At 35.0% G+C, this 24,783-nt stretch carries 20 protein-coding genes; 10 read left to right on the top strand and 10 right to left on the bottom strand.

Annotation, left to right across the window (positions count from 1 at the left end; all coding sequences use genetic code 11):
• Positions 1 to 30: 30 nt before the first annotated feature.
• The 8 genes from I6U50_RS02760 to I6U50_RS02725 form a co-directional block, all read right to left on the bottom strand.
• Positions 31 to 2,346: a TonB-dependent receptor gene (locus tag I6U50_RS02760; protein WP_198637770.1), complete on the bottom strand. Its 2,316-nt coding sequence runs from the start codon at positions 2,344 to 2,346 to the stop codon at positions 31 to 33.
• A gap of 47 nt (positions 2,347 to 2,393) precedes the next feature.
• Positions 2,394 to 2,711, bottom strand: a complete 318-nt coding sequence (locus tag I6U50_RS02755; RefSeq protein ID WP_198627197.1) for a hypothetical protein — start codon at positions 2,709 to 2,711, stop codon at positions 2,394 to 2,396.
• Positions 2,712 to 2,714: 3 nt separating this feature from the next.
• Positions 2,715 to 3,020 carry a DUF6787 family protein gene (locus I6U50_RS02750; protein ID WP_198637769.1) on the bottom strand — a complete coding sequence of 102 codons (306 nt, stop codon included), beginning with the start codon at positions 3,018 to 3,020 and terminating at the stop codon, positions 2,715 to 2,717.
• 44 nt (positions 3,021 to 3,064) lie between these two features.
• Positions 3,065 to 3,484, bottom strand: a complete 420-nt coding sequence (locus I6U50_RS02745) for a DUF6146 family protein (protein ID WP_198637768.1) — start codon at positions 3,482 to 3,484, stop codon at positions 3,065 to 3,067.
• Between the two features lie 170 nt (positions 3,485 to 3,654).
• Positions 3,655 to 4,272: a DUF937 domain-containing protein gene (locus tag I6U50_RS02740; RefSeq protein ID WP_198637767.1), complete on the bottom strand. Its 618-nt coding sequence runs from the start codon at positions 4,270 to 4,272 to the stop codon at positions 3,655 to 3,657.
• A 69-nt stretch (positions 4,273 to 4,341) separates the two neighbouring features.
• Positions 4,342 to 5,295: a D-2-hydroxyacid dehydrogenase gene (locus I6U50_RS02735; protein ID WP_198637882.1), complete on the bottom strand. Its 954-nt coding sequence runs from the start codon at positions 5,293 to 5,295 to the stop codon at positions 4,342 to 4,344.
• Between the two features lie 155 nt (positions 5,296 to 5,450).
• The gene (gene serC, locus I6U50_RS02730) at positions 5,451 to 6,515 is read right to left on the bottom strand and encodes a 3-phosphoserine/phosphohydroxythreonine transaminase (protein WP_198637766.1); all 1,065 of its coding nucleotides are present in this window, start codon (positions 6,513 to 6,515) and stop codon (positions 5,451 to 5,453) included.
• Between the two features lie 87 nt (positions 6,516 to 6,602).
• The gene (locus I6U50_RS02725; RefSeq protein WP_198637881.1) at positions 6,603 to 7,652 is read right to left on the bottom strand and encodes an acyl-CoA reductase; all 1,050 of its coding nucleotides are present in this window, start codon (positions 7,650 to 7,652) and stop codon (positions 6,603 to 6,605) included.
• Between the two features lie 135 nt (positions 7,653 to 7,787).
• Here I6U50_RS02725 and I6U50_RS02720 point away from each other — a divergent pair, with 135 nt between their 5' ends.
• From I6U50_RS02720 to mscL, 7 genes are all read left to right on the top strand, one after another.
• On the top strand, positions 7,788 to 8,138 hold the full coding sequence (locus I6U50_RS02720; RefSeq protein WP_193709589.1) for a 4Fe-4S dicluster domain-containing protein: 351 nt from the start codon (positions 7,788 to 7,790) through the stop codon (positions 8,136 to 8,138).
• A 605-nt stretch (positions 8,139 to 8,743) separates the two neighbouring features.
• The gene (locus I6U50_RS02715; protein WP_198637765.1) at positions 8,744 to 13,078 is read left to right on the top strand and encodes a PAS domain-containing protein; all 4,335 of its coding nucleotides are present in this window, start codon (positions 8,744 to 8,746) and stop codon (positions 13,076 to 13,078) included.
• A gap of 102 nt (positions 13,079 to 13,180) precedes the next feature.
• Entirely contained in the window at positions 13,181 to 13,609 is a 429-nt protein-coding gene (locus I6U50_RS02710; RefSeq protein ID WP_198637764.1) for a response regulator, read from the top strand.
• Positions 13,610 to 13,727: 118 nt separating this feature from the next.
• Positions 13,728 to 15,590: a DNA topoisomerase IV subunit B gene (locus I6U50_RS02705; protein ID WP_193709586.1), complete on the top strand. Its 1,863-nt coding sequence runs from the start codon at positions 13,728 to 13,730 to the stop codon at positions 15,588 to 15,590.
• Positions 15,587 to 16,069, top strand: a complete 483-nt coding sequence (locus tag I6U50_RS02700) for a hypothetical protein (protein ID WP_198637763.1) — start codon at positions 15,587 to 15,589, stop codon at positions 16,067 to 16,069. Before I6U50_RS02705 ends, I6U50_RS02700 begins: the two co-directional genes overlap by 4 nt.
• Complete coding sequence (locus I6U50_RS02695; RefSeq protein WP_198637762.1) at positions 16,069 to 18,717, top strand: DNA gyrase/topoisomerase IV subunit A; 2,649 nt, start codon at positions 16,069 to 16,071, stop codon at positions 18,715 to 18,717. Before I6U50_RS02700 ends, I6U50_RS02695 begins: the two co-directional genes overlap by 1 nt.
• Positions 18,717 to 19,172, top strand: a complete 456-nt coding sequence (mscL, locus tag I6U50_RS02690; protein ID WP_198637761.1) for a large-conductance mechanosensitive channel protein MscL — start codon at positions 18,717 to 18,719, stop codon at positions 19,170 to 19,172. Before I6U50_RS02695 ends, mscL begins: the two co-directional genes overlap by 1 nt.
• Before the next feature lie 110 nt (positions 19,173 to 19,282).
• Here the strand turns inward: mscL and I6U50_RS02685 are convergent, their stop codons facing one another.
• Entirely contained in the window at positions 19,283 to 19,657 is a 375-nt protein-coding gene (locus I6U50_RS02685; RefSeq protein WP_198627188.1) for a DNA topoisomerase IV, read from the bottom strand.
• A gap of 48 nt (positions 19,658 to 19,705) precedes the next feature.
• Positions 19,706 to 20,116 (bottom strand): helix-turn-helix domain-containing protein, encoded by a 411-nt coding sequence (locus I6U50_RS02680; RefSeq protein WP_198637760.1) that lies wholly within the window; start codon positions 20,114 to 20,116, stop codon positions 19,706 to 19,708.
• A gap of 278 nt (positions 20,117 to 20,394) precedes the next feature.
• Between I6U50_RS02680 and I6U50_RS02675 the strand changes: the two genes are divergently transcribed.
• The 3 genes from I6U50_RS02675 to I6U50_RS02665 all read left to right on the top strand — a co-directional run bounded on the left by I6U50_RS02675 (position 20,395) and on the right by I6U50_RS02665 (position 24,783).
• Positions 20,395 to 21,558 carry a M14 family zinc carboxypeptidase gene (locus I6U50_RS02675; protein WP_198637759.1) on the top strand — a complete coding sequence of 388 codons (1,164 nt, stop codon included), beginning with the start codon at positions 20,395 to 20,397 and terminating at the stop codon, positions 21,556 to 21,558.
• 75 nt (positions 21,559 to 21,633) lie between these two features.
• Positions 21,634 to 22,113 (top strand): Lrp/AsnC family transcriptional regulator, encoded by a 480-nt coding sequence (locus I6U50_RS02670; RefSeq protein ID WP_037314044.1) that lies wholly within the window; start codon positions 21,634 to 21,636, stop codon positions 22,111 to 22,113.
• 96 nt (positions 22,114 to 22,209) lie between these two features.
• Complete coding sequence (locus I6U50_RS02665; RefSeq protein WP_198637758.1) at positions 22,210 to 24,783, top strand: phosphoenolpyruvate carboxylase; 2,574 nt, start codon at positions 22,210 to 22,212, stop codon at positions 24,781 to 24,783.

Here is a 24,783-nt window from a genome sequence, read left to right as displayed (position 1 = left end):
TCAATTTATAAAAATTCTTGAACTCTAAACTTAGAGCATCCAGTTAACCGAAACTGAAATATTTCTTCCAATATTTGATATACCGTCTGGTTTTAAACGGGATAGATGCGAAATATAATTTTTATTTAAAATGTTATTTGCACTAACTCCAACTCTCATTTTGGTAGAGTTAACGGAGAACTCTCCTCCAAATCCGGCTCCTAGCAGGCCATAGCCTCCGGTTTGGATTTCGAAGGCACTTACATTATTTTGATCAAAAACATTTTTTAAGCGTACAAACGCATATTTACTGTATACTTTTTTTACCGGGTCTTCAAACTCTACTCTAAAGGTATTTGTAATAGAATTTGCAGGAATTAAAGGTAGGTATTCTCCATTGCTTCTTTTACCGGTAACAGTTTCAAAACTACTTTCCAGGTGTAACCAGTCTAGTGGATGCGGATGAATATGAAGCCCTATTTCGCCTCCGTATAATTCGGCATTGTTTTGTGTGTATTGAAAAACAGGGTTTTCGTCTATTAATTCTCCGGTAGGCTGTAGATAAATATAGTCTTTAATAGTGTTGTGGAAGCCATTAACAAAAGCTTCAAAATGCTTATTTCGCCATTCTAAAGAAAGGTCTAACTGAAAATTTTGTTCGTTTTCCAGAGCATTATCCCCAACCTCATATCTATTGGTGCCGTGGTGAGAACCATTAGAAGTCAATTCAGATAGGTTTGGAGCGCGAAACCCGGTAGCCAAATTTAAACGGGCGCTAAGTTTACTTGTAATATTATATTTTGCCCCTAAAGCACCATTAATACTTTTATATGAATTATTTAAGGCTGCAATTTCACCACTTTCGTGCTCGTGTTCCTCTTCGTGCTCTTCTTCCATATGTGCTTCTTCATGAGCTTCTACTGCTTTACTATCAATATTTCTCAAATCATACCTAATTCCGCCCTGAAAATCCCATTTTTCAAAATGCAAATGGGTAGTGGCAAATACGCCAAAATCTGTTGTGGTGGCGTCAGGAATTAAAAGTTCTTCTCCATAATTGGTATTGGTTTGGTGCATTCCCTGCACTCCTATAATTGTTTCAAACTTACCGGTTCTTGGTAGATTATATTTAAGGTTATAGTTTAAAGTTTCCAAATGCATTTCTAAAGCAGGGTGATCTTCACCTTCCTCCTCAAGAGCATGTTCTTCACCTTCTTCCGTGCCGTGCTCTTCTTCATGGTGATGCTCTTCAAATTCTTTTCTGTTATTATATTGATAACCTACTTTAATATCCAGACTTGAATTTTTAAAATAAATTTTATTGTCTAAACTTACAATATGGTTATCTATTTCCTGATAAGGAAGGAGAGGGTCTTTAGCTGTAGATTGTGCACCAATTTCTTCGGGTATTCCAATATTAGATTTATTAAAGTTATACCTTAAATCGGTTTTAAATTTAGCATCCTGATAGCCAATGCCCGCTTTAAAATCGGTTTCATTAAAACGGGTATTGGTAACTCTTTTGCCATTTCCCGTTTTATAATCGCTATGAGTAGCGTAACCTCCACGCGCAAGAAACTTTATCTTTTCTCCCGAAGTTTTTGCCATTAAACTTCCCTGGTAGCCTTGTGTATTGCTAAAATAGTTGACATCTGCTTCGGCGTTGGTTTTGTTTGCAGCGGCATAACGTTCAGGGTTTAAGTAAAGGACCCCGCCAATGGCATCGCTGCCATAGAGTAGGGAAGCAGGACCTTTTATAACCTCAACACTTTCAATTCCTTTAGAGCTTATTCCTAGTCCGTGCTCGTCTCCATATTGCTGGTTTTCCAACCTCACTCCCTGGGTATATACCAAAACGCGATTAGAGCTTAAGCCCCTTATTACCGGTTTTCCAATACCCACGCCTGTAGTTAAGCTTTCTACCCCGGCTATCTGAGCAATTCCATCACTTAAGGTAACGGCGCCTTTTTGATTTAAGTCTGCGATATTTTCTCGTTCTACCCGCATTACATTTTCACTTTGTAATTGATGAAAAGGAGTAGACACGATCACTTCTTCCATTTCTATAGCCGATTTTTCCAGTGCGATATTTAAATTAGAAGTTTCAGGAAAATTCAATTCTTTAGAATAGGTCGCAAATCCTATAGATGAAACCAATACTTTATATGTTCCATTCGGAATATTAGCGATACTAAAATTCCCGTCCATATCACTCATATCGCCTTTATTGAGTTCAGGAAAGTAAATGTTGGCACTAAATATAGGTTCTCCGGTTGCAGTATTGGTAATTTTGCCCGAAAAAGTATTTTGGGCATATATAATAGGGGTCACTGCTATGAATAGCAATGAGAAAAGTAAACTTTTCATATAAAATCTTTAAATAATTATACTTCTAACAAATAAAAAACGAAATGTTAGGCAGGCATAGGCGGGCCGCGAAGCTCAAACGGAAGCCTTTGATAATCACTTAAAAATTGGTAAAAGTCGAAAAATTGTTTTTTTACATGCTTCTCATCGAAGGTTTCAAAATTAATGAAGCTTGCAATGAGAGCCGGATTGTTATTGAATGAGTGTAGCTCACAATCAATACTGGTTGCATGAAAATGTTCATCGGCATAATTATCGCATAATTCATGACCGTGGCCACTAAAAATATGCGAAAAACTTAAAGCCGAAGGCATTAATAGCATCGCCGCAATTAGGCAAACAAATATGTGTTTAAATAATTTCAAATGTTACTGTTGAAACAATTTTGAGAGACCTAACCTGCTTAACATCTTCTTTTGAAAAGCCCAAAAGAATGTAAACTGGCCAAAGATCCAACCAAAACTAACCAATAATACCTGATAGATAGGGAAAATGAGTAAAATTCTAACACTCCAATAAACAGCCCAGTGAGAAGTAGTTTGATAAATACCTAAAAAATTACAAAGGGGCCCGGCTAATTTAGCCGATACAGATCCTGTGATCGCAAATACTATAATAATGATAAATATTTGCCAGTTAGAATCTATACCCCAACGCTTTTTTAATTTATTCATATGGCAAAAATACTAAAAGCTTCGAAGAATTAAAATAAACATTGTTAAATGCGCGTAGGTACTGAGAACCTTTGATTGTAATGTCGACTAAAGTATACGAAATAATTGTAGAGTAAATAATTAACTTCGTAACCATAATCTATTGAGGGATCGTAGTTTATTTCCTGAAGATATAGGTCTGGATTATAAACTTGAGGTTGTCTAACCCGTTGGTTGTATTCTGAAACTAATAATTGATTTTTATTTTCCAAATACTGTTGGGAGTAATAGCCCTCTGGTTTGGCAACGGAATTTATAAATAAATTAAAACCGGGCTCAATAATAATAATTTCATATTCTAAACTGTCGTTTGCAATACGTACGGTATCTTCATTGATTTGGGAATCGCCCAACTTTCTATTTTTGGTACTTCCGCAACTGTATAAAAATAAACCTAATAATAATATGTAAATGAGGTTTTTCATTTTTGTTTTTTAATTCAATTTGTAGGCTTGATAAACTTTATAATTGCCTCAAATATATTCCGATTAGAATCTGTAATTCTTAATAAACGATAATTTTCATGCTTGTTTCAATGGAGCTAATTTAAAAGACCTATGTAAAAAATCTTATATATACTTACAGATGCTTTCCTTTATTTGCCGCCGAACATACCGCCAAGTAAGCTTCCGCCTTTTTTATTTTTACCGCCTAATACCATTCCTGCTACATCATCTATAACACTACCGTCTCCATCGGAATCTAATAAAGTTTCCAGGAGTGATTGGTCGTGTGAAGAGTTAGAACCCAACACCGAATCTAATAAACCAGATAAACCTGATGCACTTACATTATCTTTTCGTTTCTGCTGACCTAAAAGCCCCATAATAACCGGTGCTGCCATTTCAAGAATATTTTTAACCGAACTTTCGTCCATATTTAAGCTGGCGGCTAAGGTTTTGCTTATTCCATTTTGCTTAGCACCTAAAACATGACTTAAAATGCTACTGCCTTCCTGGCTGAGTTCTTCAGCTTCCCTATTTTCCAGATTGTTTAAAACATCTCCATTATGCTTTTCACTTTGCAGTGCCTTATCCAAATTTTTGGTAGCTTCGGGATCCCTTGTGTTTCGCTTCATTGCACCGATAATTAATGGCAAAGCCATTCCAAGTGCTGTACTTACCTTTTCTTTATCTTCAGAAGTTTTTTCACTGGCCTTATTTACCAACTGTTCGCCAATTTGTGTCTTTAATAAATCTAATATAGAAGCCATATATTTTGTCTTTAATTAATTGAATTTACGGTTTTTAAATAATTTTATACGTTAAAGCTTTACTATATTCTATTTTTTGAAATACGAAATTATTTGTTGGGCCAGCTCTATACCTATACGATGTTGCGCTTCGAGGGTAGAGGCTCCTATATGTGGGCTTAAAGAAAGCTTTTCGTTCATTAAGAGCTTGATCGCCGGTCTTGGCTCAGCCTCAAAAGTATCAAGTCCTGCAAAGGCAACTTTTCCATCTTCTATAGCATCTAAAAGTGCAACTTCATCAATTACTCCGCCACGTGCTGTATTAATAATACCTACGCCGGGTTTCATGGCTTCAAACTCTTTACTACCTATTAGTGGTTCCGTTTGGGCCGGTACATGTAATGTTATAAAATCTGAATGTTTTATTAGTTCTTCAACAGGTTCTGTTTTAATTGGGATAGCTATATTTTGGTGATTGTAAAATTCTAAAGTAATATTTACTTCTCCCTCTTCTTTATCGCTAGCAATAACCTTCATTCCAAGGCCTAAAGCTATTTTAGCCACTTTACGTCCAATTTTGCCGAAACCTATAATTCCAAGGGTCTTTCCTCTTAGCTCAATTCCTGCTGAATAAGATTTTTTTAGTTCTCTGAATCGCGATTCTCCTTCCAGAGGCATATTCCTATTAGAATCAAATAAGCTCCTAACTCCGCTAAAAAGATGAGCAAACACCAATTCGGCCACAGAATCTGAAGCTGCAAGGGGAGTGTTTATAACTTTAATTCCTTTGCTCTCGGCATATTCAACGGCTATATTATCCAGGCCAACACCAGCTCTACCTATTAATTTTAAATTCTTACAGGCATTTATGAGCTCTTTATCTACGGTAGTTGCGCTTCTAACCAATAAAACCTGTATTTTTTTTGAATTGATATATTCAGCTAATTGTTCCTGGGCTACCTTAACAGCTATTACTTTAAAACCTGCATTTTCAAGTTGTGTAACACCTTCTTCGGAAAGTCCGTCGTTTGCAAGTATTTTTATATTTTCAGTTTTAGTTGCGGGCTGTTTAAAAAAATCTTCAGGCTTCATAGGTTTATAGTTTAATCCCTTGCACGGGAATATGAGACAGGTTTATGCTTATTTATCCTGTATAAAATTATATTAGTCAATAGTATATTGGCCTAATAAAATGATTTTTAAGATTGTTCTTCTAGTTTTTTCATGGTATTAACAAGTACTTCTACACTTTCTATATCCAGTGCATTGTACATAGAGGCACGGTAACCACCTACGCTTCTATGTCCATTAAGTCCATTAATACCAGCTTCTTTCCAAAGTTTATCGAAAGCCTCTTTTTTACTTTCGTCTGTAAGATTAAAAGTAGCATTCATTATAGAGCGATCTTCTATTTCAGCAAAACCTTTAAACAAAGGATTACGATCTATCTCTTTATATAAAAGCTCGGCTTTTTCAGCATTTCTTTTTTCCATAGCTGCAATTCCGCCGTTCTTTTTAATCCATCGAAGGGTTAGAAGAGAAACATAAATGGCATATACAGCCGGGGTGTTAAACATACTGTCTTTCTCCAAATGCACCTTATAATTTAGCATAGATGGAATTTCACGCTCTACTTTTCCTAAAATATCTTCTTTGATTATTACCAGGGTAGTTCCCGCCGGTCCCATATTTTTTTGGGCCCCTGCATAGATAAGATCAAATTTTGTAAAGTCTAATTCCCTGGAAAATATATCGCTACTCATATCGCAAACCAGTGGCGCATCAACTTGAGGAAAGTCTTTTATTTGGGTGCCAAATATGGTGTTATTGCTGGTGCAATGAAAATAATCTACTCCTGTTGTAACTTTATAATCTTTAGGGATATAGTTGAAGTTTTTATCTTTTGAAGAAGCAACTTCAATTACTTCACCAAACAGCTTAGCTTCTTTTATAGCTTTAGAAGACCAGGTACCCGTATTTAAATAGGCTGCTTTCTTATTTAATAAGTTATAAGCAGTCATTAAAAATTGCATACTTGCACCGCCCTGCAAGAATAGAGCTTTATATCCCTTATCTTTAAGTCCTAAAAGCTCCAAAGATAGGCTTCGAGCCTCTTCTATAACTTCTACAAAAGCAGGGCTTCTATGGGAAATTTCCATAATAGATAAGCCAGATCCCTGATAATCTAAAATACCATTGGCGGCTTCTTTAAAAACTTCTTGCGGCAATATACAAGGACCGGCGCTATAATTATGTTTTTTCATAGTTGGTTTAAAAAAGAGGGTTAATCTATTGATATTTATCTTGAATTTATTTGATTATTTTAAATCTAAAGTTTCAGCTTTCCTAACTTAAATTTTTTCTAAAAATTGTAAAGTATCTACTCCATCGGCGTATTCCCATAACCTGGGGTGTTGGGTTTGTCCAAAACCTACTTCGGTTTCATTACCAACAACACATTGTAGTTTGTCCTGATGCTCTTTGAGGTTTTTTTGAAGCTGGGCTTTATTTTGGTATTTTTCATAGAACAAGGTTGCGATGGGGGAGCCAAAGCCTTCATCTTCTTTTAAAATAAGAAAACCATTCTCTAAAAGTTTAAATTCACTCATTAAATACACCGCTTTGTTATAATCGTAATTATTGGTGTATTTTGCTGAGTTGAGTAAATTTTTCCAGGAATAAATTGCTTTAAAAAAGTCATCAAAATTGTAATTTTCAGGGACGTATAATTTCGATACATTTCTGCAACCTAATCCAAAATACCTGAAAATATCTTCTCCCAGGGCCTCCAGCTCAGTTGTACTTTCTTTACCGGTAAGAATGGCAACCGAATTTCGGTTTTTTCTAATAATACTTGGTTTTCCCTTAAAGTAATATTCAAAATAACGTGCCGTATTATCACTACCGGTAGCGATAACGGCATCAAAACTGCCTAGCTTGTCTTCAGTAAATTTTATTCTGTTTTTAAATTCGGGAGCGATATCTATTAAAAAACTGGCAATAACCGGTAATAATTGCTTGTCGTTTGAAGACTGTTTCACCAGTACATTATGTCCTGAAATTAAAACCGAAATAAAGTCGTGGAATCCAACCAAAGGGATGTTTCCTGCCATTACAATGGCTACGGTTTTTTGTTTTTCCTGATTAAACGTGTAAGGTTTTAGCCAGGTTTCTAAATTATTTGGGGTTAAGGCCTTGCTCCACTGTTGAAGTGAAAAAATCACATTTTCACGAGTAAACCAACCATTATAATGAATAGCCTGATCTATTTTATCATTTAATTCATTAAAAAATCTTTCGTTTTGTGGTGTGATTTTTATTGAATCACTAGAATTGTCTCCAAATAGGCTCAAGAATTTTCCTACTTCAACAAAATATGATTTTCTTTCTTCGATTGTCATTTCCATATTTGGTTATGATAGCCAATGGCTTTAAATTTGTAACGCGAAATTAAAACTTAAGCAGGCAAACTCCTAAAAATACCTGGGAAATACCACATAAGTTTTACGTTTAATAATTTAGAAAGAAATAAAGCTATGGCAATTGTTATAACAGATGAATGCATAAATTGCGGAGCCTGCGAGCCCGAATGCCCCAACACGGCTATTTATGAAGGTGCAGACGATTGGCGTTATGCCGATGGCACCGATTTAGAAGGAAATATAGTATTACCTAATGGAAAGGAAGCTGATGCTAATGAGGCTCAAGAACCTATTAGCGATGAGATTTATTATATCGTACCCGATAAATGTACAGAGTGTAAAGGTTTTCACGAAGAACCACAGTGTGCAGCGGTTTGTCCGGTAGATTGCTGTGTTCCCGATGATGAGCATGTAGAGAGTGAAGAAGAATTACTTGGGAAACAAAAGTTTATGCACGAAGAGTAATAAACTTATTTGCCGAAAAGTAGAGACTTAACTACTATTGCTTGTCTTGAAATTCGATAATTTTTTATTGGCACTGCCAAAGATTATATTAACCCAAGGCTTGCCTGGAAATTGAAGTTTGTTTCTAACAAATGCCTCCTGGGCTTGGCCTGAGGAAGTTTAATTAATTTCTCACGGGAAAACCTCCGTACAGTTTAATTAGATACAATTTTAAAAAAGATCCTGTTTTAATAAAGCAGGATCTTTTTTGTTTAATACCTAATTTTTTAGTGCTAGAAAATCTTTATTGGCACCGGCAAAGGGTGTAAAACCCGAGGTAATTTAATTGCTCAGTGGCTTAGACAAATAAATTAAAGTGAACTATCTTTATAAGTAAATTACCTTACGGCAATTGAACGAGATTTTAAATGGCAATATTTTTTCATTTTGAGGCAACCCTGGAGTCTCGATAACTAATAGGATAAATTTCTTTTATTAAGTAAAGTGAATAACCGAATATAAACCGTTTCTTTTTCCTTAAGTAGATGAGTTTTTTAGTAGATTTTAAGTAATTTAAACAAGAAATAAACTTCATTTAAATATTAAGCCCCATAACTCTATTTATAATGATGAACCCCAGTCAATTAAAGGAGATATTTCATTCTTTTCCAGATAGCTGTCTATTGTTGCAACCACATAATGGAGAATTTAAAATATTGGAAGCAAATCGGTCTTTTGAGGAAAAAACTGAAATAGCAAAACATAAAATTTTAGGGAACGATTTGTTTGAGTTTTTTGAAAAACTAAGCCTTGGGCAGCAGGGTTTTGACATACTTAAAAAATCTTTGGCCAAAGTTTTGGAGTCGGTAGAGGCAGATCAGATTTTGGAACTGGAGTATAAATCTCGTGATACTGAAACCGGTAGTTTAAAGACTAAAGTTTTGGAAGTAGATAATATTCCTATTAAAGATAAGCATGGGGTGATATTAATTTTACAGAGATTTAGAGATATCACTGAACTGGTTCTAGCCAGGAAAAAAGAGCAGACCTCATTAAAAAAGCTTCAGGATAATGAAAGGTTATTAGAAGAGACCCAGGAAGTTGCCCAAATAGGTAGTTGGGTATTTAACCTGGAAAGTCAGACGGTATACTGGTCCAGTATGGTAAAACAGATTCATGAGGTGCCTGAAAATTTCAAGCCAAAATTGGAGGTTGCTATAGATTTTTATAAAACTAAAAGAGATCAAACTAATATAAGGAGCGCTGTAAGGAAGGCAGTAGAAACAGGGGAGGAGTTCGATCTTGAATTAGAAATTACTACCGCAAAAAAGAATGATAAATGGATAAGGGCTACAGGTAAAGCAGAATTTAAGGAAGGTAAATGTGTTCGGATATATGGAGCTACACAAGACATTACTTCACGCAAACAGGCAGAAAAAAGACTTAAAAATATAAATAATAATATCCCCGGCGTTGTTTTTAGGTATAAGCTAAAACCTAATGGGGAAGATGAGCTAATATATGTAAGCGAAGGTGCTATAGATCTTTGGGGGATTTCATCAAAAGATGCAGTTGGGGATAATGATAAAGTATGGAAGCTGTTTCATGAAGAGGATATGGATGAAATTAGACGAAGCTTTGCAGATTCATCTAAAAATTTAAATTTATGGTCTCACGAGTGGCGTATAAAGCATCCTGAAAAAGGTATTAGGTGGAATAGAAGTGTTGGTTCTCCTAATAAGTTTTCTGATGGTAGTGTAATTTGGGATGCTATAATTATGGATGTTACGCAAGAAAAATTAGCTTATGATATACTTCAATTAAACGAATCCAGACAGCGAAATTTATTAGAATCACAAACCAACTATGTGATTAGAACCGATATTGAAGGGAATTATACTTATTATAATAAAAAATTTGAGGAAGATTTTAATTGGATCGCAGAAGGAGGTGATTTACTCGGTAAAAGTTGCTTAACAACAGTTATAAAGAAAGATCATGAAAAACTAAAAAAAACTGTAAGTAAGTGTAAAGAAAATCCAAACCAAATATTTCAAATAAAGTTAGAAAAAGCGCGAAAAGACGGTAGCATACGAACAACACTTTGGGATTTTGTAAGCTTAACAAATTCAGAAGGTCATCCTACCGAGATCCAATGCATTGGAATAGATGTTTCTGAAAAATACAAAACTGAGCTTGAGCTTAATAAAACCAAAGAAAAATACCGTAGCTTAATTCAAAGTATTCAAGGTGTTTTTTGGGAAATGGATGCTGAAACCTTTGAGTTTACTTTTGTTAGTCATCAGGTTACCGATATCTTAGGCTATGAACCGGAAGAGTGGTATTATGATGCTTCTTTTTGGCAGGATCATATTCATCCGAAAGATAGGCAGGAAGCGGTTCAATTTTGTCTTAATCAAACAAAAAAAGGTCAAAATCATAGTTTTGAATATCGAATGCTCAAAAAAGATGGTACTTATCTGTGGTTGAGCGATATGGTATCGGTAGTCAAGGAAAATGGGAAAGTAAGATGGTTAAGAGGGATATTGACAGATATATCTCAAAGAAAACAAATAGAAGAGAAGCTTCATTTAAGTGAAAAACGTTTTAAAAGTCTGGTTCAGGATGGCAGTGATCTCATAGCTGTATTAGATAAGGATGGGGGGTATCACTATGTAAGTCCAACGTCAACCCATGTTCTGGGATATAATTCAGAAGACATCAAGAATAAAAATGCTTTCGATTTAATTCATCCTGCCGATGTGGACCGGGTAAAAGCAAAATATAATGAGGTGCTTTTCCAAAAGAGAGTGCCGATTAAGCCCTTTAGAATTAGGCATAAAAATAATACCTGGTTATGGTTGGAAACCACCCTTACAAACTTATTAGAGGACTCTTCTGTTAAAGGTATAGTTTCTAATGCCAGGGACGTTACCGAAAAGAAACAATTTCGTGAACAGGAGAACCTGGAACGTGAGGTTTTGGAAATGAATTTTAACAACGCTTTTCGCTTAACTAAAATTCTTAATTTTTATTTAGAAAATCTGGAAAAAATAAACTCCAATACTTACTTCGTAATACAAAAAGTTGAAAAAAATAAACTATTTAATTGGGCTTCAGGAGCTATACCTTCTAAACTAAGTAAAGCATTAAATGGGCGTGAAATAAACGATAGTACAGAAATATGTGCTTTAGGTGAGAATGGGAAATCACTAATTTCAAAAATTGATAATGCAGTAGATTCTAACCTAAAAACCTTGGCAAAAGAAAATAAAATCGATTCTTGTTGGTCCTATCCCCTGGTTGATATAATGGGAAACACCATGGCGGTTTTGGCTGTTTTTTACAAACATGACCCTGAACCTAATAAAATTCAGGAAGAAAGAAAGATTAGTCGCTCTATAGGTTTATTACAATTAATTATAGAGTTTCAACTTAATGAAATTGCTTTGAAACGCAGCAATCAATTGTATGAGTTTGTTAATAAGGCCACCGAAGATGCGATGTATGATTGGGACATCCCAACAGATGATATACAATGGGGTGATGGGTTTTATAAGATGTTTAAATTTCAAAAACAGGAAGAAAAGTTTCCTTTTAGTAAATGGCTATCATCAATACACCCTGAAGATGTAGATGAAATAACCAGGGGCTTAGAGATCACCCTTAAAAATAAGAATACAAATAAGTGGTATGCAGAATATCGTTTTCAGACTTCAGCGGGTAATTTTCTTGATATTATTGAAAATGGCTATATCATTAGGGATGAATCCGGGGAGGCTAAAAGAATGATTGGGGTACTTAGGGATCTTACAAAATTAAGGGTTTACGAAAAGGAGCTGGAAGCAGCTAACGAAAGGTACCATTATGTTACCCGCGCAACATCTGATGCTATTTGGGACTACAATTTAATAGATGAAAGTGTAGTTTGGGGAGCAGGATTTAAAAAATTGTTTGGCCATAGCCTTAAAAAATTACCACCTAATTTAAGTGTTTGGTATGAGAATATTCATCCCGATGATCGTGAAAGAGTAGACCAAAGTTTTAAAAATGCTATAAATGATAATAGTGAGCTATGGGAAGAAGAATACAGGTACAAGAATATTAGCGGACAGTATTTAGATGTTTTTGACAGGGGGTTTGTGGTTAGAAATAATGGGAAAGCAATTAGAATGGTAGGGGCAATGCAGGATATCACCCGTAAAAAGCAATATGAAATATCTCTTGAAAAGTTAAATTCAGATTTAAAAAAGAGAGCTAAAGAATTAGCTGTTTCAAATGCAGAACTAGAACAATTTGCTTACGTAGCTTCTCATGACCTTCAGGAGCCTTTGCGCATGATAACCGGATTTCTTACGCAATTAGAAAAGAAATACGCTGAAGTGTTAGATCAAAAAGGATTGCTTTATATAGATTTTGCCGTAGATGGAGCAAAGCGCATGCGCCAAATTATCCTGGATCTTCTTGAGTTTTCAAGGGTTGGTAGAACCGAAGATAAATTAGAGGTAATTGATATAAATGAGATAATTGATGATGTAAAGCATTTATATAGAAAAAAAATTCTGGATAAAAAGGTAAAGATCATAAACGCTAATCTACCTTTAATCAAAGCACCTAAAAGTCCGGTTAGACAAGTGTTTCAGAACCTAATTGGCAACGCAATTAAATATAGTAAAGAAGGAATAGCAGCCGAGGTAAGCATAAAATTTAAGGAAACTAAAGATTATTGGGAATTTAGTATAAAAGATAATGGTATTGGCATAGATGCAGCATATTTTGAGCGTATTTTTGTTATTTTTCAACGCTTACATCATCGCGAAGAATATTCCGGTACAGGAATGGGATTAGCGGTAACCAAAAAAATCATAGAAAATCTTGGTGGTAAAATATGGTTGGAATCAGAAGAAGGAACGGGTAGTGTGTTTTATTTTACTATATCGAAGAATTTTATTGAAAATTAACGTTAATTAAATGTTTTTGTGTGTTTTTCTGTAAAATTACATTGATTTTATTTAGCGATAATTATTAATATCTTTACCATATAACAAAAAGTCTAAAAAATTATGGAACCTATCCACATTCTTTTAGTTGAAGATAATGAAGGGGATGTACTCTTAACCTCTGAAGCATTGGAGGAGGGAAAAATTCTGAATAAATTAAGTGTGGTTAGAGATGGAAAAGAGGCTAAAGACTTTTTGAACAAAGAAGGGAAATACGTGAAAGCTATTGCGCCCGATTTAATTTTGTTAGATGTAAATCTGCCAAAAATGAATGGACATGAACTTTTAAAATATATAAAGCAGCATAAAGATTTCCGTAAAATTCCGGTGATTATGCTTACCACTTCTTCATCAAAAGAAGATATAGATAACTCATATCGAAATTATGCAAATTGCTATATAACAAAACCCTTAGAAGTAGATGATTTTATAAAAGCCGTCGCAAAAATTGAAGAGTTTTGGGTTAATTTGGTAAAACTTCCTTCAAAATAGTTATCACTTAAATTATAGTTAACATTAATTTTAAATCTTTGTTAATTAAAATAGCCCGGGTTTGTTTTAACTTTTTGGGCTATGCCTTATATTAGCAGCACAACTCCATGAATTACTTATGAGCCAGGAAACAAAGTATACTGAAGATAATATACGGTCTTTAGACTGGAAAGAACATATTAGAATGCGTCCCGGAATGTACATTGGTAAGCTGGGGGACGGTTCCAGTGCAGACGATGGAATTTATATTCTCTTGAAGGAGGTGCTGGATAATAGTATAGATGAATTTGTAATGGGATCTGGAAAAACCATAGAGATCTCAGTTCAAAATCAGCGTGTTATTGTTAGGGACTATGGTCGTGGTATCCCGCTAGGGAAGGTGGTTGATGTTGTTTCAAAAATGAATACGGGAGGTAAATATGATTCCCGTGCCTTTAAAAAATCTGTAGGTTTAAATGGTGTTGGTACAAAAGCCGTAAATGCACTTTCATCTTATTTTAGGGTAGAATCTTCCAGAAATGGTCAATCTCGGGCAGCCGAGTTTGAACAAGGAGAATTAAAAGATGAAGAACATCTTGATGAGACTTCTCGCCGTAGAGGAACTAAGGTAACTTTTGTGCCAGATGAGACTATTTTTAAAAACTTTAAATTCCGAAATGAATATATAGAAAAGATGCTTAAGAATTATGTGTACCTGAACCCCGGGCTAAGCATAATTTTTAATGGTGAAAAGTTTTATTCAGAAAACGGACTTAAAGACCTCTTAAAGGACAGTATCCATGAAGATGAACGCTTATATGAAATTGTTCATTTACGAGGCGATGATATTGAAGTTGCCATTACACACAGTAAGGCTCAATATAGCGAAGAATACCATTCTTTTGTAAATGGACAAAATACCTCTCAGGGAGGGACACATTTGGCAGCTTTTAGGGAGGCTATTGTGAGAACTGTACGTGAATTCTTTGGTAAAAATTACGATGCAAGCGATATTAGAAAATCTATAGTTGCGGCGATAAGCATTAAAGTAATGGAGCCTGTTTTTGAAAGTCAGACCAAAACAAAATTAGGTTCTACAGATATGGGCGGAGATATGCCCACTGTACGTACCTATATTAACGATTTTATAAAAACACAGCTCGACAACTACCTACATAAAAATCAGGAGACTGCAGATAGGCTTCAGCGAAAAATTTTACAGGCCGAAAGAGAGCGTAAAGACCTTTCGGGAATTAGAAAATTAGCAAAAGACAGAGCGAAAAAAGCCAGCTTACACAATAAAAAATTACGTGACTGCCGCATTCATCTTGGAGATAGTAAAAAAGAGCGCTATTTAGAAACTACCTTGTTTATTACCGAGGGAGATTCGGCCAGTGGTTCTATTACCAAATCCCGCGATGTAAATACTCAGGCTGTTTTCAGTTTAAAAGGGAAACCTTTAAATAGCTATGGACTAAGTAAAAAAATTGTTTATGAGAATGAAGAGTTTAATTTACTACAGGCCGCACTAAATATTGAAGAATCCCTGGAAGATCTTAGGTATAACAATATAGTAATAGCTACTGATGCTGATGTAGATGGTATGCATATTAGATTATTGCTTATTACTTTTTTCCTTCAATTTTTTCCTGAGTTAATTAAAGAAAACCATCTATATATTTTGCAAACACCGCTATTTAGGGTGCGAAATAAAAAAGAAACTATTTATTGCTATAGTGAAACCGAAAGGAGAAATGCGGTAGATAAGTTAAGCGGAAAAGTGGAAATAACCCGATTTAAAGGTTTGGGTGAAATTTCTCCCGATGAATTCCAGCATTTTATTGGAGAAGATATTCGTTTAGACCCTGTGATGTTAGATAAAGAAAAGTCTATAGACGAAATGCTTAATTTCTATATGGGAAAAAACACACCCGACAGGCAGGAGTTTATTATAGACAACCTTAAAGTTGAACTTGATCTTATTGAAGAGTTAGGCCTATGAGGTTCACCAATAGAAACGAAGTAAAAATAATTCCTTCTATTTACATTGTTCTGGTGGCGGTGTTCGTGACCAATATTTTTGTAAATATAGAGCTAATGGGTGCCGACGAGCCGGTTAAGTTTAGTCATTATGTACCCAATATTGTAGTACTCATACTTGGTTTCTATGTGCATAAGGTAGGTCAGAGTTTTGAATTTGACAGTGATGGGGAGACGCTTAACCTAAAGAATAATGGGGTTTTCTTTTCAAAATTTATGGAATATCGAGTAAAGAAAGCAGAATTTCCAAAAAGAAAATTAGGGAAATTTAGGTTTAGCGATTACTTTTTTTATTCCGCAGTTACAATATATATAAGCTCGCGTAGAAGACGCGGTTACAAGAAATATACTTTTAACACTACTTTTCTTACTAAAAAGAAGAAGCGAGGCATGGTAGCTTCGATGCAGAAAATAGTGGAAAATCAAAAAACTACAGCTTAATGGAAGACAACCAGGGAGAAGCTAAAGACGAACATTTAGAGCAACCAAAAGAAGAACTTATAAAAGTTACCGGGATGTATAAAGACTGGTTTCTTGATTATGCTTCTTACGTGATTCTGGAACGTGCAGTGCCCGCAATGGAAGATGGTTTTAAACCAGTGCAACGCCGTATCATGCACTCCATGAAAGATTTGGACGATGGGCGTTATAACAAAGTGGCCAATATTGTTGGGCATACCATGCAATACCACCCACACGGTGATGCCAGTATTGGTGATGCCATGGTGCAAATGGGCCAGAAGGATATTCTTATAGATACGCAGGGGAACTGGGGTAATATTTTAACCGGAGACCGATCTGCAGCACCTCGATATATCGAGGCTAGATTATCTAAATTTGCCCTGGAAGTGCTATTTAACCCGAAGCTAACCGAGTGGCAACTTTCTTATGATGGTAGAAAGAAAGAGCCGGTTAATTTACCGGTAAAGTTTCCTATGTTACTGGCACAGGGAGCCGAAGGAATTGCAGTTGGTTTAAGCACGCGTATACTTCCGCATAATTTTAATGAACTTATAGATGCTTCTATAAAGCATTTAAAGGGTAAAAAATTTACTTTATTCCCAGATTTTCCAACCGGTGGTATTGCCGATATCTCTAATTATAATGATGGAAAACGCGGTGGACGGGTTAGAATTAGGGCTAAAATTAGCCAGTATGATAAAAATACCCTGGCTATTACTGAAATTCCCTTTGGAACCACTACCACAAGTCTTATAGATTCTATTTTAAAGGCAAACGATAAAGGTAAAATTAAGATCAAGAAGATTGAAGATAACACTGCTGCAGAAGTAGAGATCCTTATCCATTTACCAAACAATATCTCTCCAGATAAAACTATAGATGCTCTTTACGCATTTACGTATTGTGAAAACTCGGTTGCGCCACTTGGTTGTGTAATTATAGATAACAAACCAATTTTCCTTGGCGTTTCAGAAATATTGAGAAGCTCTACAGATCATACCCTTCACCTGTTAAAAAAGGAGTTAGAGATCACGCTCGAAGAACTGGAAGAGCAATGGCACTTTTCATCTTTAGAACGAATATTTATCGAAAAACGAATCTATAGGGAAATTGAAGAAGAGGAAACCTGGGATGGAGTTATTAACGCGATAGACGAAGGATTAAAACCACATATAAAACATTTAAAACGTGCCGTAACCAGGGAAGATATTACTAAGCTTACCGAGATTAGAATTAAACGAATTTCAAAATTCGATTTAGATAAGGCACAGCAAAAAATAGAGGCACTGGAAGATGAGATTGCCAGGGTGAAACATCATCTGGATAATCTAGTAGATTATGCCGTAGCCTATTTTACTAAACTTAAAAAAGATTACGGACAGGAAAAAGACAGAAAAACCGAGCTTCGTATTTTTGATGATATTGAAGCCACTAAGGTGGTGATTAGAAACTCTAAACTTTATGTAAACCGTAAAGAAGGTTTTATTGGTACTGCGCTTAAAAAAGACGAATATGTAACCGACTGTAGTGATATAGATGATATTATTTGTTTTACTGCCGATGGTAAGATGATGGTCACTAAGGTGGATACCAAAACTTTTATAGGAAAAGATATTATTCATGTTGCCATTTTTAAGAAAAAAGATAAGCGTACCATTTATAATATGATTTACCGTGATGGTAAAGGTGGTGCGTCTTACATTAAACGTTTTGCGGTAACTTCTGTAACCAGAGATAGGGAATATGATTTAACTCAGGGAAAAAAGGACTCAAAAGTTCATTATTTTACAGCAAACCCTAACGGTGAGGCCGAAGTAGTTACGATCTTTTTAAGACAGGTGGGCAGCATAAAAAAGTTGAAATTTGATGTAGACTTTGCCGATATGCTTATTAAAGGCCGAAACGTAAAAGGAAATATTGTTACCAAATATGCAGTAAAACGTATAGAACTTAAAGAAGAAGGGGTGTCTACCCTAAAACCCAGAAAAATTTGGTTTGATGAAACGGTAAAAAGGTTAAACGTAGATGAACGGGGTGAGCTTTTGGGAGAATTTAGAGGAGAAGATAGAATTTTAATCATTACTCAGGATGGTACTGCAAAAACTATAACTCCTGAACTAACCACTCGTTTTGATGAAGAAATGGTAGTTTTAGAAAAATGGATGCCTAAAAAACCTATTTCGGCAATTTACTGGGAACCGGAAAAAGAACGCTTTTATGTGAAACGTTTTTTAATTGAAAATCCGGAGAAGGAAGAGAAGTTTATTAGTGATCATGAAAACTCTTATTTGGAATTGGTTTCTACTGATTTTTACCCCCAGGCAGAGATTGTATTTGCCAAACAACGAGGTAAAGATCAGCGTCCTAACGAAGAAATTAATATTGAAGAGTTTATTTCAATAAAAGGGATTAAGGCTCTTGGAAACCAGTTAACTACGGAAAAAGTAAAACAGATAAATCCATTGGATCCTTTACCTTATGAAGAGGAAGAAGAAACCCCTGCGGAAGAGATTGAGGTAATTGATGATGAAGCCGTTTCAGACGAAAAAATAAAAATTAACAATATTAGAAAAAAGGAAAACAAAGGGGAGTCTTCTGAAAGCCAGGGGACCTTATTTGACGAATAATGGGTATAATAAAAGAATTTAAAGAGTTTGCCATAAAAGGAAATATGGTAGATATGGCAGTAGGTATCATAATAGGTACTGCCTTTAATTCTGTTGTAAATACCCTGGTAAAAGAGGTGGTGATGCCGCCTCTAAGTCTTTTAACCAATGGAATTGATTTCGCCGATAAAAAATGGGTGCTGCGACCTGGCACTCCAGAAGCAGAAGGTGTATCGGTTATAGAGGAAGTAGCAATAGGTTATGGAGCTTTGATTGAAGCTTTTCTGGACTTTCTTATAATTGGTTTTACGATATTCCTTGTTATTAAATTTATGAATAGGTTTAGGGCCAAAGCCGAAAATCCTAAAGACAAGCGCGAAGTTACCCCAAAAGATATAGAACTTTTGGCGAAGATGAACCAGTTAATGGAAGAGCAAAATCAATTACTTAAAAAGAATTTTTCGAAAAAAGAGTAGTCCACTCCATAGTTAGGGTTCATCCCGATAGTTATCGGGACCTCGGGGATTGGTCTCAAAATCCAAAAAAAATAATTCCACTGAATGCCTCTTTGGGAAAATGAGTTAATTTATTTAACTCGTTCTACAGAGCCTCTTTGCTTTTTATCCTTACCAACAATACCATACTCAAAGATATAGCCATCTTTATTAGTGGTTAATATCTTTATATGAATAGGTTTTTCCTCGGCCATACTCTCAGGGTTGAGGTTCTTAAGTATATACTCGCAATCGTTTATCCATCTTACCGATGAGGTATCAGATTTGCCTTGAAATTTATCGATTTCAATAGAATCGTTTCTAATAAAAGTGGAAGTAACTAAATCACCATTTAAATAGGTTTTAAATTCAAAAGTACCGGTTCTGTAATCGGCACAATTTCTTTCCGGTTCAAAACAGCCTGTGAAAACAAAAATAAAACTTAATAGAGGTAAGAGCTTTTTCATTATTGCAATTTCTTTGTAATGCAAAATAAGCTTATTTTACTTGAATTATCAATTTTCAAAGGCTTCAAAGCTCCCATCTTCATAAAAAATAACAATTTTTCGAATAGGTTTATTTTTGCCTTGCTGCGCTAAAGTGAATGGAGCTTCGTTTTTCTCCTGAATTTTTTGTTCGGGTAAAGTTGCGTTTGCATTTACTTGCTCTTTTGCTTCAGTTGAAGCTAAATATTCATTATTGGGAGGGAAGCTTCCTTTTCCATTTAAAAGCCAATATAATTCTACCTCCGGAAAGGATTTAATAACCTTCATTACGAAGTCTAAACTCGGTTTATTTCTGCCAGACAAAATATGCGAAATAGAGGAACGACCAACTTCTATTTTGTCGGCAAAACCGGCAGCAGATAGCTCGTAATAATCGAGTATTTTATGCAGCCTCCTTGAGAAGTCTTCTGTGTTTACCATTGTAAATTACATGAGGTTTATTTGTGGTTTACAAATGTAATCAAACTGATTTTAGCAACCAAATTACAAATGCAACCAGTAGATTAGTATTAAATCTTTGTTTTAAATAATAATGTGTAAAACACTAAAAAACACTATTATAAATGTTGATATAATCTATCTTGGATTTATTCCATAGCTCTGGTTTGTAGGCCTGAACTGGTGTTTACACTTGTAACTTACAAAAGTAATTTCAGCTGTTTACAATTGTGAATTTTGGTTTGTTTACTTTTGTAAACATGGAAAAATCAAGATTTATTATAGACCTCTTTAATAATTATAATTCATTTAAAAACAAGGAGCTCTTTGGTAGGCATATATGTTTATTTGATATAGAAATTTTACTGCATGATTTAGGGGAAGAATTTACTTTAAAGGAAATTGGGGCATCGGTTTTGGGTAAGCCTATTTATAGTATTCAATTTGGTAGCGGACCCATAAAAGTTATGGCCTGGTCACAAATGCACGGAAATGAAGCTACAACCACTAAGGCTGTTTTTGACCTCCTTAAATATATAGGTATGTATAAAGACAAAGCTTTTGTGCGGGAAATTTTAAATAATTGTAGTTTATGTATTCTCCCTATGTTAAATCCTGATGGTGCTGAAGCTTATACCCGCGTTAATGCAAATAAAATAGATCTTAATAGGGACGCTCAAAATTTGAATGAGCCGGAAAGTAAAGTACTTAAACAGGTTTTTAAAAATTTCAAACCAGATTTTTGTCTTAATCTACACGATCAGCGAACTATATTTAGTGCTGGAAATAAACCCAATCCTGCTGTTTTATCATTTTTAACGCCTTCAATGGATAAAGACAGGCAAATTTATCCATCTCGAGTTAAAAGTATGCAGCTAATCGCTAAAATAGCTGAAGATCTTTCTGAGTTACTGCCAAGTAGAATAGGAAGGTATGATGATGCTTTTAATATAAATTGTACGGGAGATACTTTTCAGAGTACTCAAACACCCACTATACTTTTTGAGGCCGGTCACTTTCCGAATGATTATGAGCGGGAAGAAACCCGGAAATATGTGTTTTTGGCATTGATTTCGGTTTTAAAATCAATAAGCGATGCTAGTTTTGAAAATATAGACTATCGTAAATACCAGGAAATACCGGAGAATGAAAAACTATTCAACGATATTATTTTAAGAGAAGCCAATACAGAAAATGGGATAGTGGACATTGCGATTCAGTACAAAGAGCAATTAACGGACGGGAAGTTGATTTTTGTGCCTGAAATTGAAAAAATTGCTTATAAAATAGAAAAATTTGCGCACAAAGAAGTTCATTGTGAAAAGAAAAAAGTTGCGATTAACAATAAATCTAAACTCATCGAAAACGTTATAGTTAATAAAATAGTCTTAAATGGGGTAGAATTGGCTCTTAAATGTGGATAATTCTCAAAAACTTTAGTAATAATTCAAGGATTTTGTATTAATTTTGAATTTCATATAAACAAAGAAGTTTAAAAAATGGCCAAGTTTAAATTAGACGAAACAGATCATCAGATTCTCGATATGTTAATTGAGAACACAAGGACCCCATTTACCGATATTGCTAAGAAGCTTTTAATATCGGCCGGAACCGTACACGTAAGGGTGAAAAAAATGGAAGAAGCAGGAATTATAAAGGGTTCTTCTCTTACCCTTGATTATAAAAAACTGGGTTATGCCTTTATAGCCTACGTTGGCGTATTCCTAAAGAATACTTCACAAACTAAGTTTGTGCTAGAACGTATTAATGAAATTCCTTTTGTTACCGTAGCCCACGTCACTACAGGCAAATTTAACGTATTCTGTAAAATTAGAGCTCGTAACACCCAACATGCTAAGGAAGTTATTTTCCAATTAGATGATATTGAAGGTGTTTACAGAACAGAAACAATGATTTCTTTAGAGGAAAGCTTAAACGATAAAAAACGTTTAATGCATTCTATTTTTCAGGATATGTAAGTAGCCCTAAACTTAATATAAAACCCTTTAGGCTACTTGTTTAAAGGGTTTTTTTTTAACATTTTTAGAAATAACCTTAATCAACTAAAATTTATTATGCACAGAGAACCAAGACTAGAGCGTTTCAATGAGAGCGTACTTTCAAAATATCAGGTTTATAACAGTATATTTTTAACGCTGCCCTTTGACGATATTAGTAAAACAGGATCCCTGCTGCCTCTTTTTCAGGAATTATGTGAAGCAGGCTTTAAGGAGAACAAAAATCCTTCAGAGATTATTGAAAGTTTTTTCAGTAAATACCAGGACAATCCTTCCGAAAAAGATCAAATAAGCCTTCTGTTTAGATTTATTCAGTATATAGAAAGACAGGTAGTGCTTTTTGATGCTATTGAAGATGCTTCTTTTCCTATAGTAAATAATATGGATGGTCGCGGAACCCTTAGAAATGTAAAAGAGGAAGCCGAAGACAAAGGTAAAACACCAGAGTTACGAGAATACCTTAAACGTTTTAATGTGAGACCAACCCTAACTGCACACCCTACGCAGTTTTATCCGGGAGCTGTATTAGGTATTATTACCGATTTAGATAAAGCAATTCAAAAAAATGATCTTAGCCTTATCAAGAAATTGTTGGCACAGTTAGGAAAGACTCCTTTCTTTAAAAAAGAAAAACCAACTCCTTATGATGAAGCTGTTAGCCTTATTTGGTATTTTGAAAATGTATTCTACCAAAGTGTAAGTAAGATCTATAATTATATCCAGCAAAATATTTTTGAAGGAGAAGACCTGGGTAATCAAGTGATTAATTTGGGCTTCTGGCCGGGGGGAGACCGCGATGGAAACCCTTTTGTGACTACTGAAATAACCTTAAAAGTAGCCCAAAGATTACGAAGCACTATTTTATTAAATTATTACCGTGATTTAAGAAAGCTTAAAAGAAGAGTAACTTTTAATGAAGTTGATGTAATTATTGCCGAAATGGAGACTGCGCTTTACCAAAGTGCAATCTCTAGATCTGGCAAGATCAAAATGTCACTGGAAGATTTTAAAGCCAGATTGTATAAAATAAAAAATATTGTAGAAACCAGGCACCAGGGCTTATTTGTAGAAGAAATTAACGACCTTATCAATAAAGTAAATATTTTTGGTTATCATTTTGCCACCCTAGACATTCGCCAGGATTCGGGCAAGCACGCCGAAGTTTTAGAGGAAGTAATTAAAACTCACCCTGAAATCTTCCCTGAAAACTATGCTTCGCTTTCTAACGAAGAGCAAATTGATATACTAACTAAGGTTGAAGGAAATATTGATCCTGAAAAGTATGAAGATGGAATTACCAAATCTACACTTTCATCTATTTACGCGATGCAGGAGATTCAGCAGAAAAATGGAGAAAACGGAGCCAATAGGTATATAATTAGCCATAGTGAAGTACCACAAAGTATTTTAGAACCATTTGCGTTTTTAAGGCTTTGCGGATGGGATAAACCAACAGTAGATATTATTCCGTTGTTCGAGACTGTACCCGATTTAAAAGCTTCTCCAAACGTGATGGAAACCCTTTACCAAAACCCTGTTTACAGACAGCATTTGGAAAGAAGGGGGAACAAACAAACCATTATGCTTGGCTTTAGTGATGGTACTAAAGATGGCGGATATTTAATGGCAAACTGGAGTATTTATAAAGCTAAAGAAATGCTTACAGAAGTTTCCAGAAAATATGATATTAAAGTAGTATTCTTTGATGGTAGAGGTGGACCACCGGCACGTGGTGGTGGAAAAACTCACCAATTCTACGCTTCTTTAGGTTCTGGAATTGAAAATGAAGAAATTCAATTAACCGTACAGGGGCAAACCATTAGCTCTAACTTTGGAACCAGGGAATCCTGTAGGTATAATTTGGAACAATTGCTAAGTTCTGGTGTTTCTAATGAAATTTTTAGTGAAGATAAAAACCAGTTGACCGATGAAGACCGGGAAACCATGACAAATCTGGCTGAAATAAGTTATAAAACATATACCGATTTTAAACAGCACGAAAAGTTTATTCCTTACCTGGAGAAGATGAGTACGCTTAAATATTATGCTAAAACCAATATTGGTAGCCGTCCATCCAAAAGGAATAAATCGGCAAAGCTTAATTTAGACGATCTTAGGGCTATACCATTTGTAGGAAGCTGGAGCCAGTTAAAACAAAATGTTCCTGGGTTCTTTGGAGTGGGAACTGCTTTAGAGCAGTATGAAAAAGCAGGAGAATTTGATAAAGTGAAAGCACTTTATGAAAATTCGGTTTTCTTTAAAACTTTACTGGAAAACTCTATGATGAGTCTTACTAAATCTTTCTTTGCGCTAACGGCCTATATGGAGAAAGATAAAGAGTTTGGAGATTTTTGGAAGATTATTTATACCGAATATAAACGTACTCACGCAATGTTGTTGAAAATAACCGGTTATGAGGAACTTATGGAGAACCAACCGGCCGGAAAAGCTTCTATTGAAGCAAGAGAGCGTATTGTACTACCATTGTTAACTATACAACAACATGCACTTAGAAAAGTTCAGGAATTACAGGAACAGGGTGAAAGTGCAGAAGAAATGCTGGAAGTTTATGAAAAAATGGTAACACGTTCCCTTTACGGAAACATAAATGCCAGTAGAAATTCTGCTTAA

Origin of the sequence: Salegentibacter maritimus, assembly GCF_016236975.1 — a bacterium.
In the GTDB taxonomy this organism is placed as follows: domain Bacteria; phylum Bacteroidota; class Bacteroidia; order Flavobacteriales; family Flavobacteriaceae; genus Salegentibacter; species Salegentibacter maritimus.
Note: the sequence above shows the minus strand (reverse complement) of the source record. Positions and strands in the feature narration are given on the sequence as shown.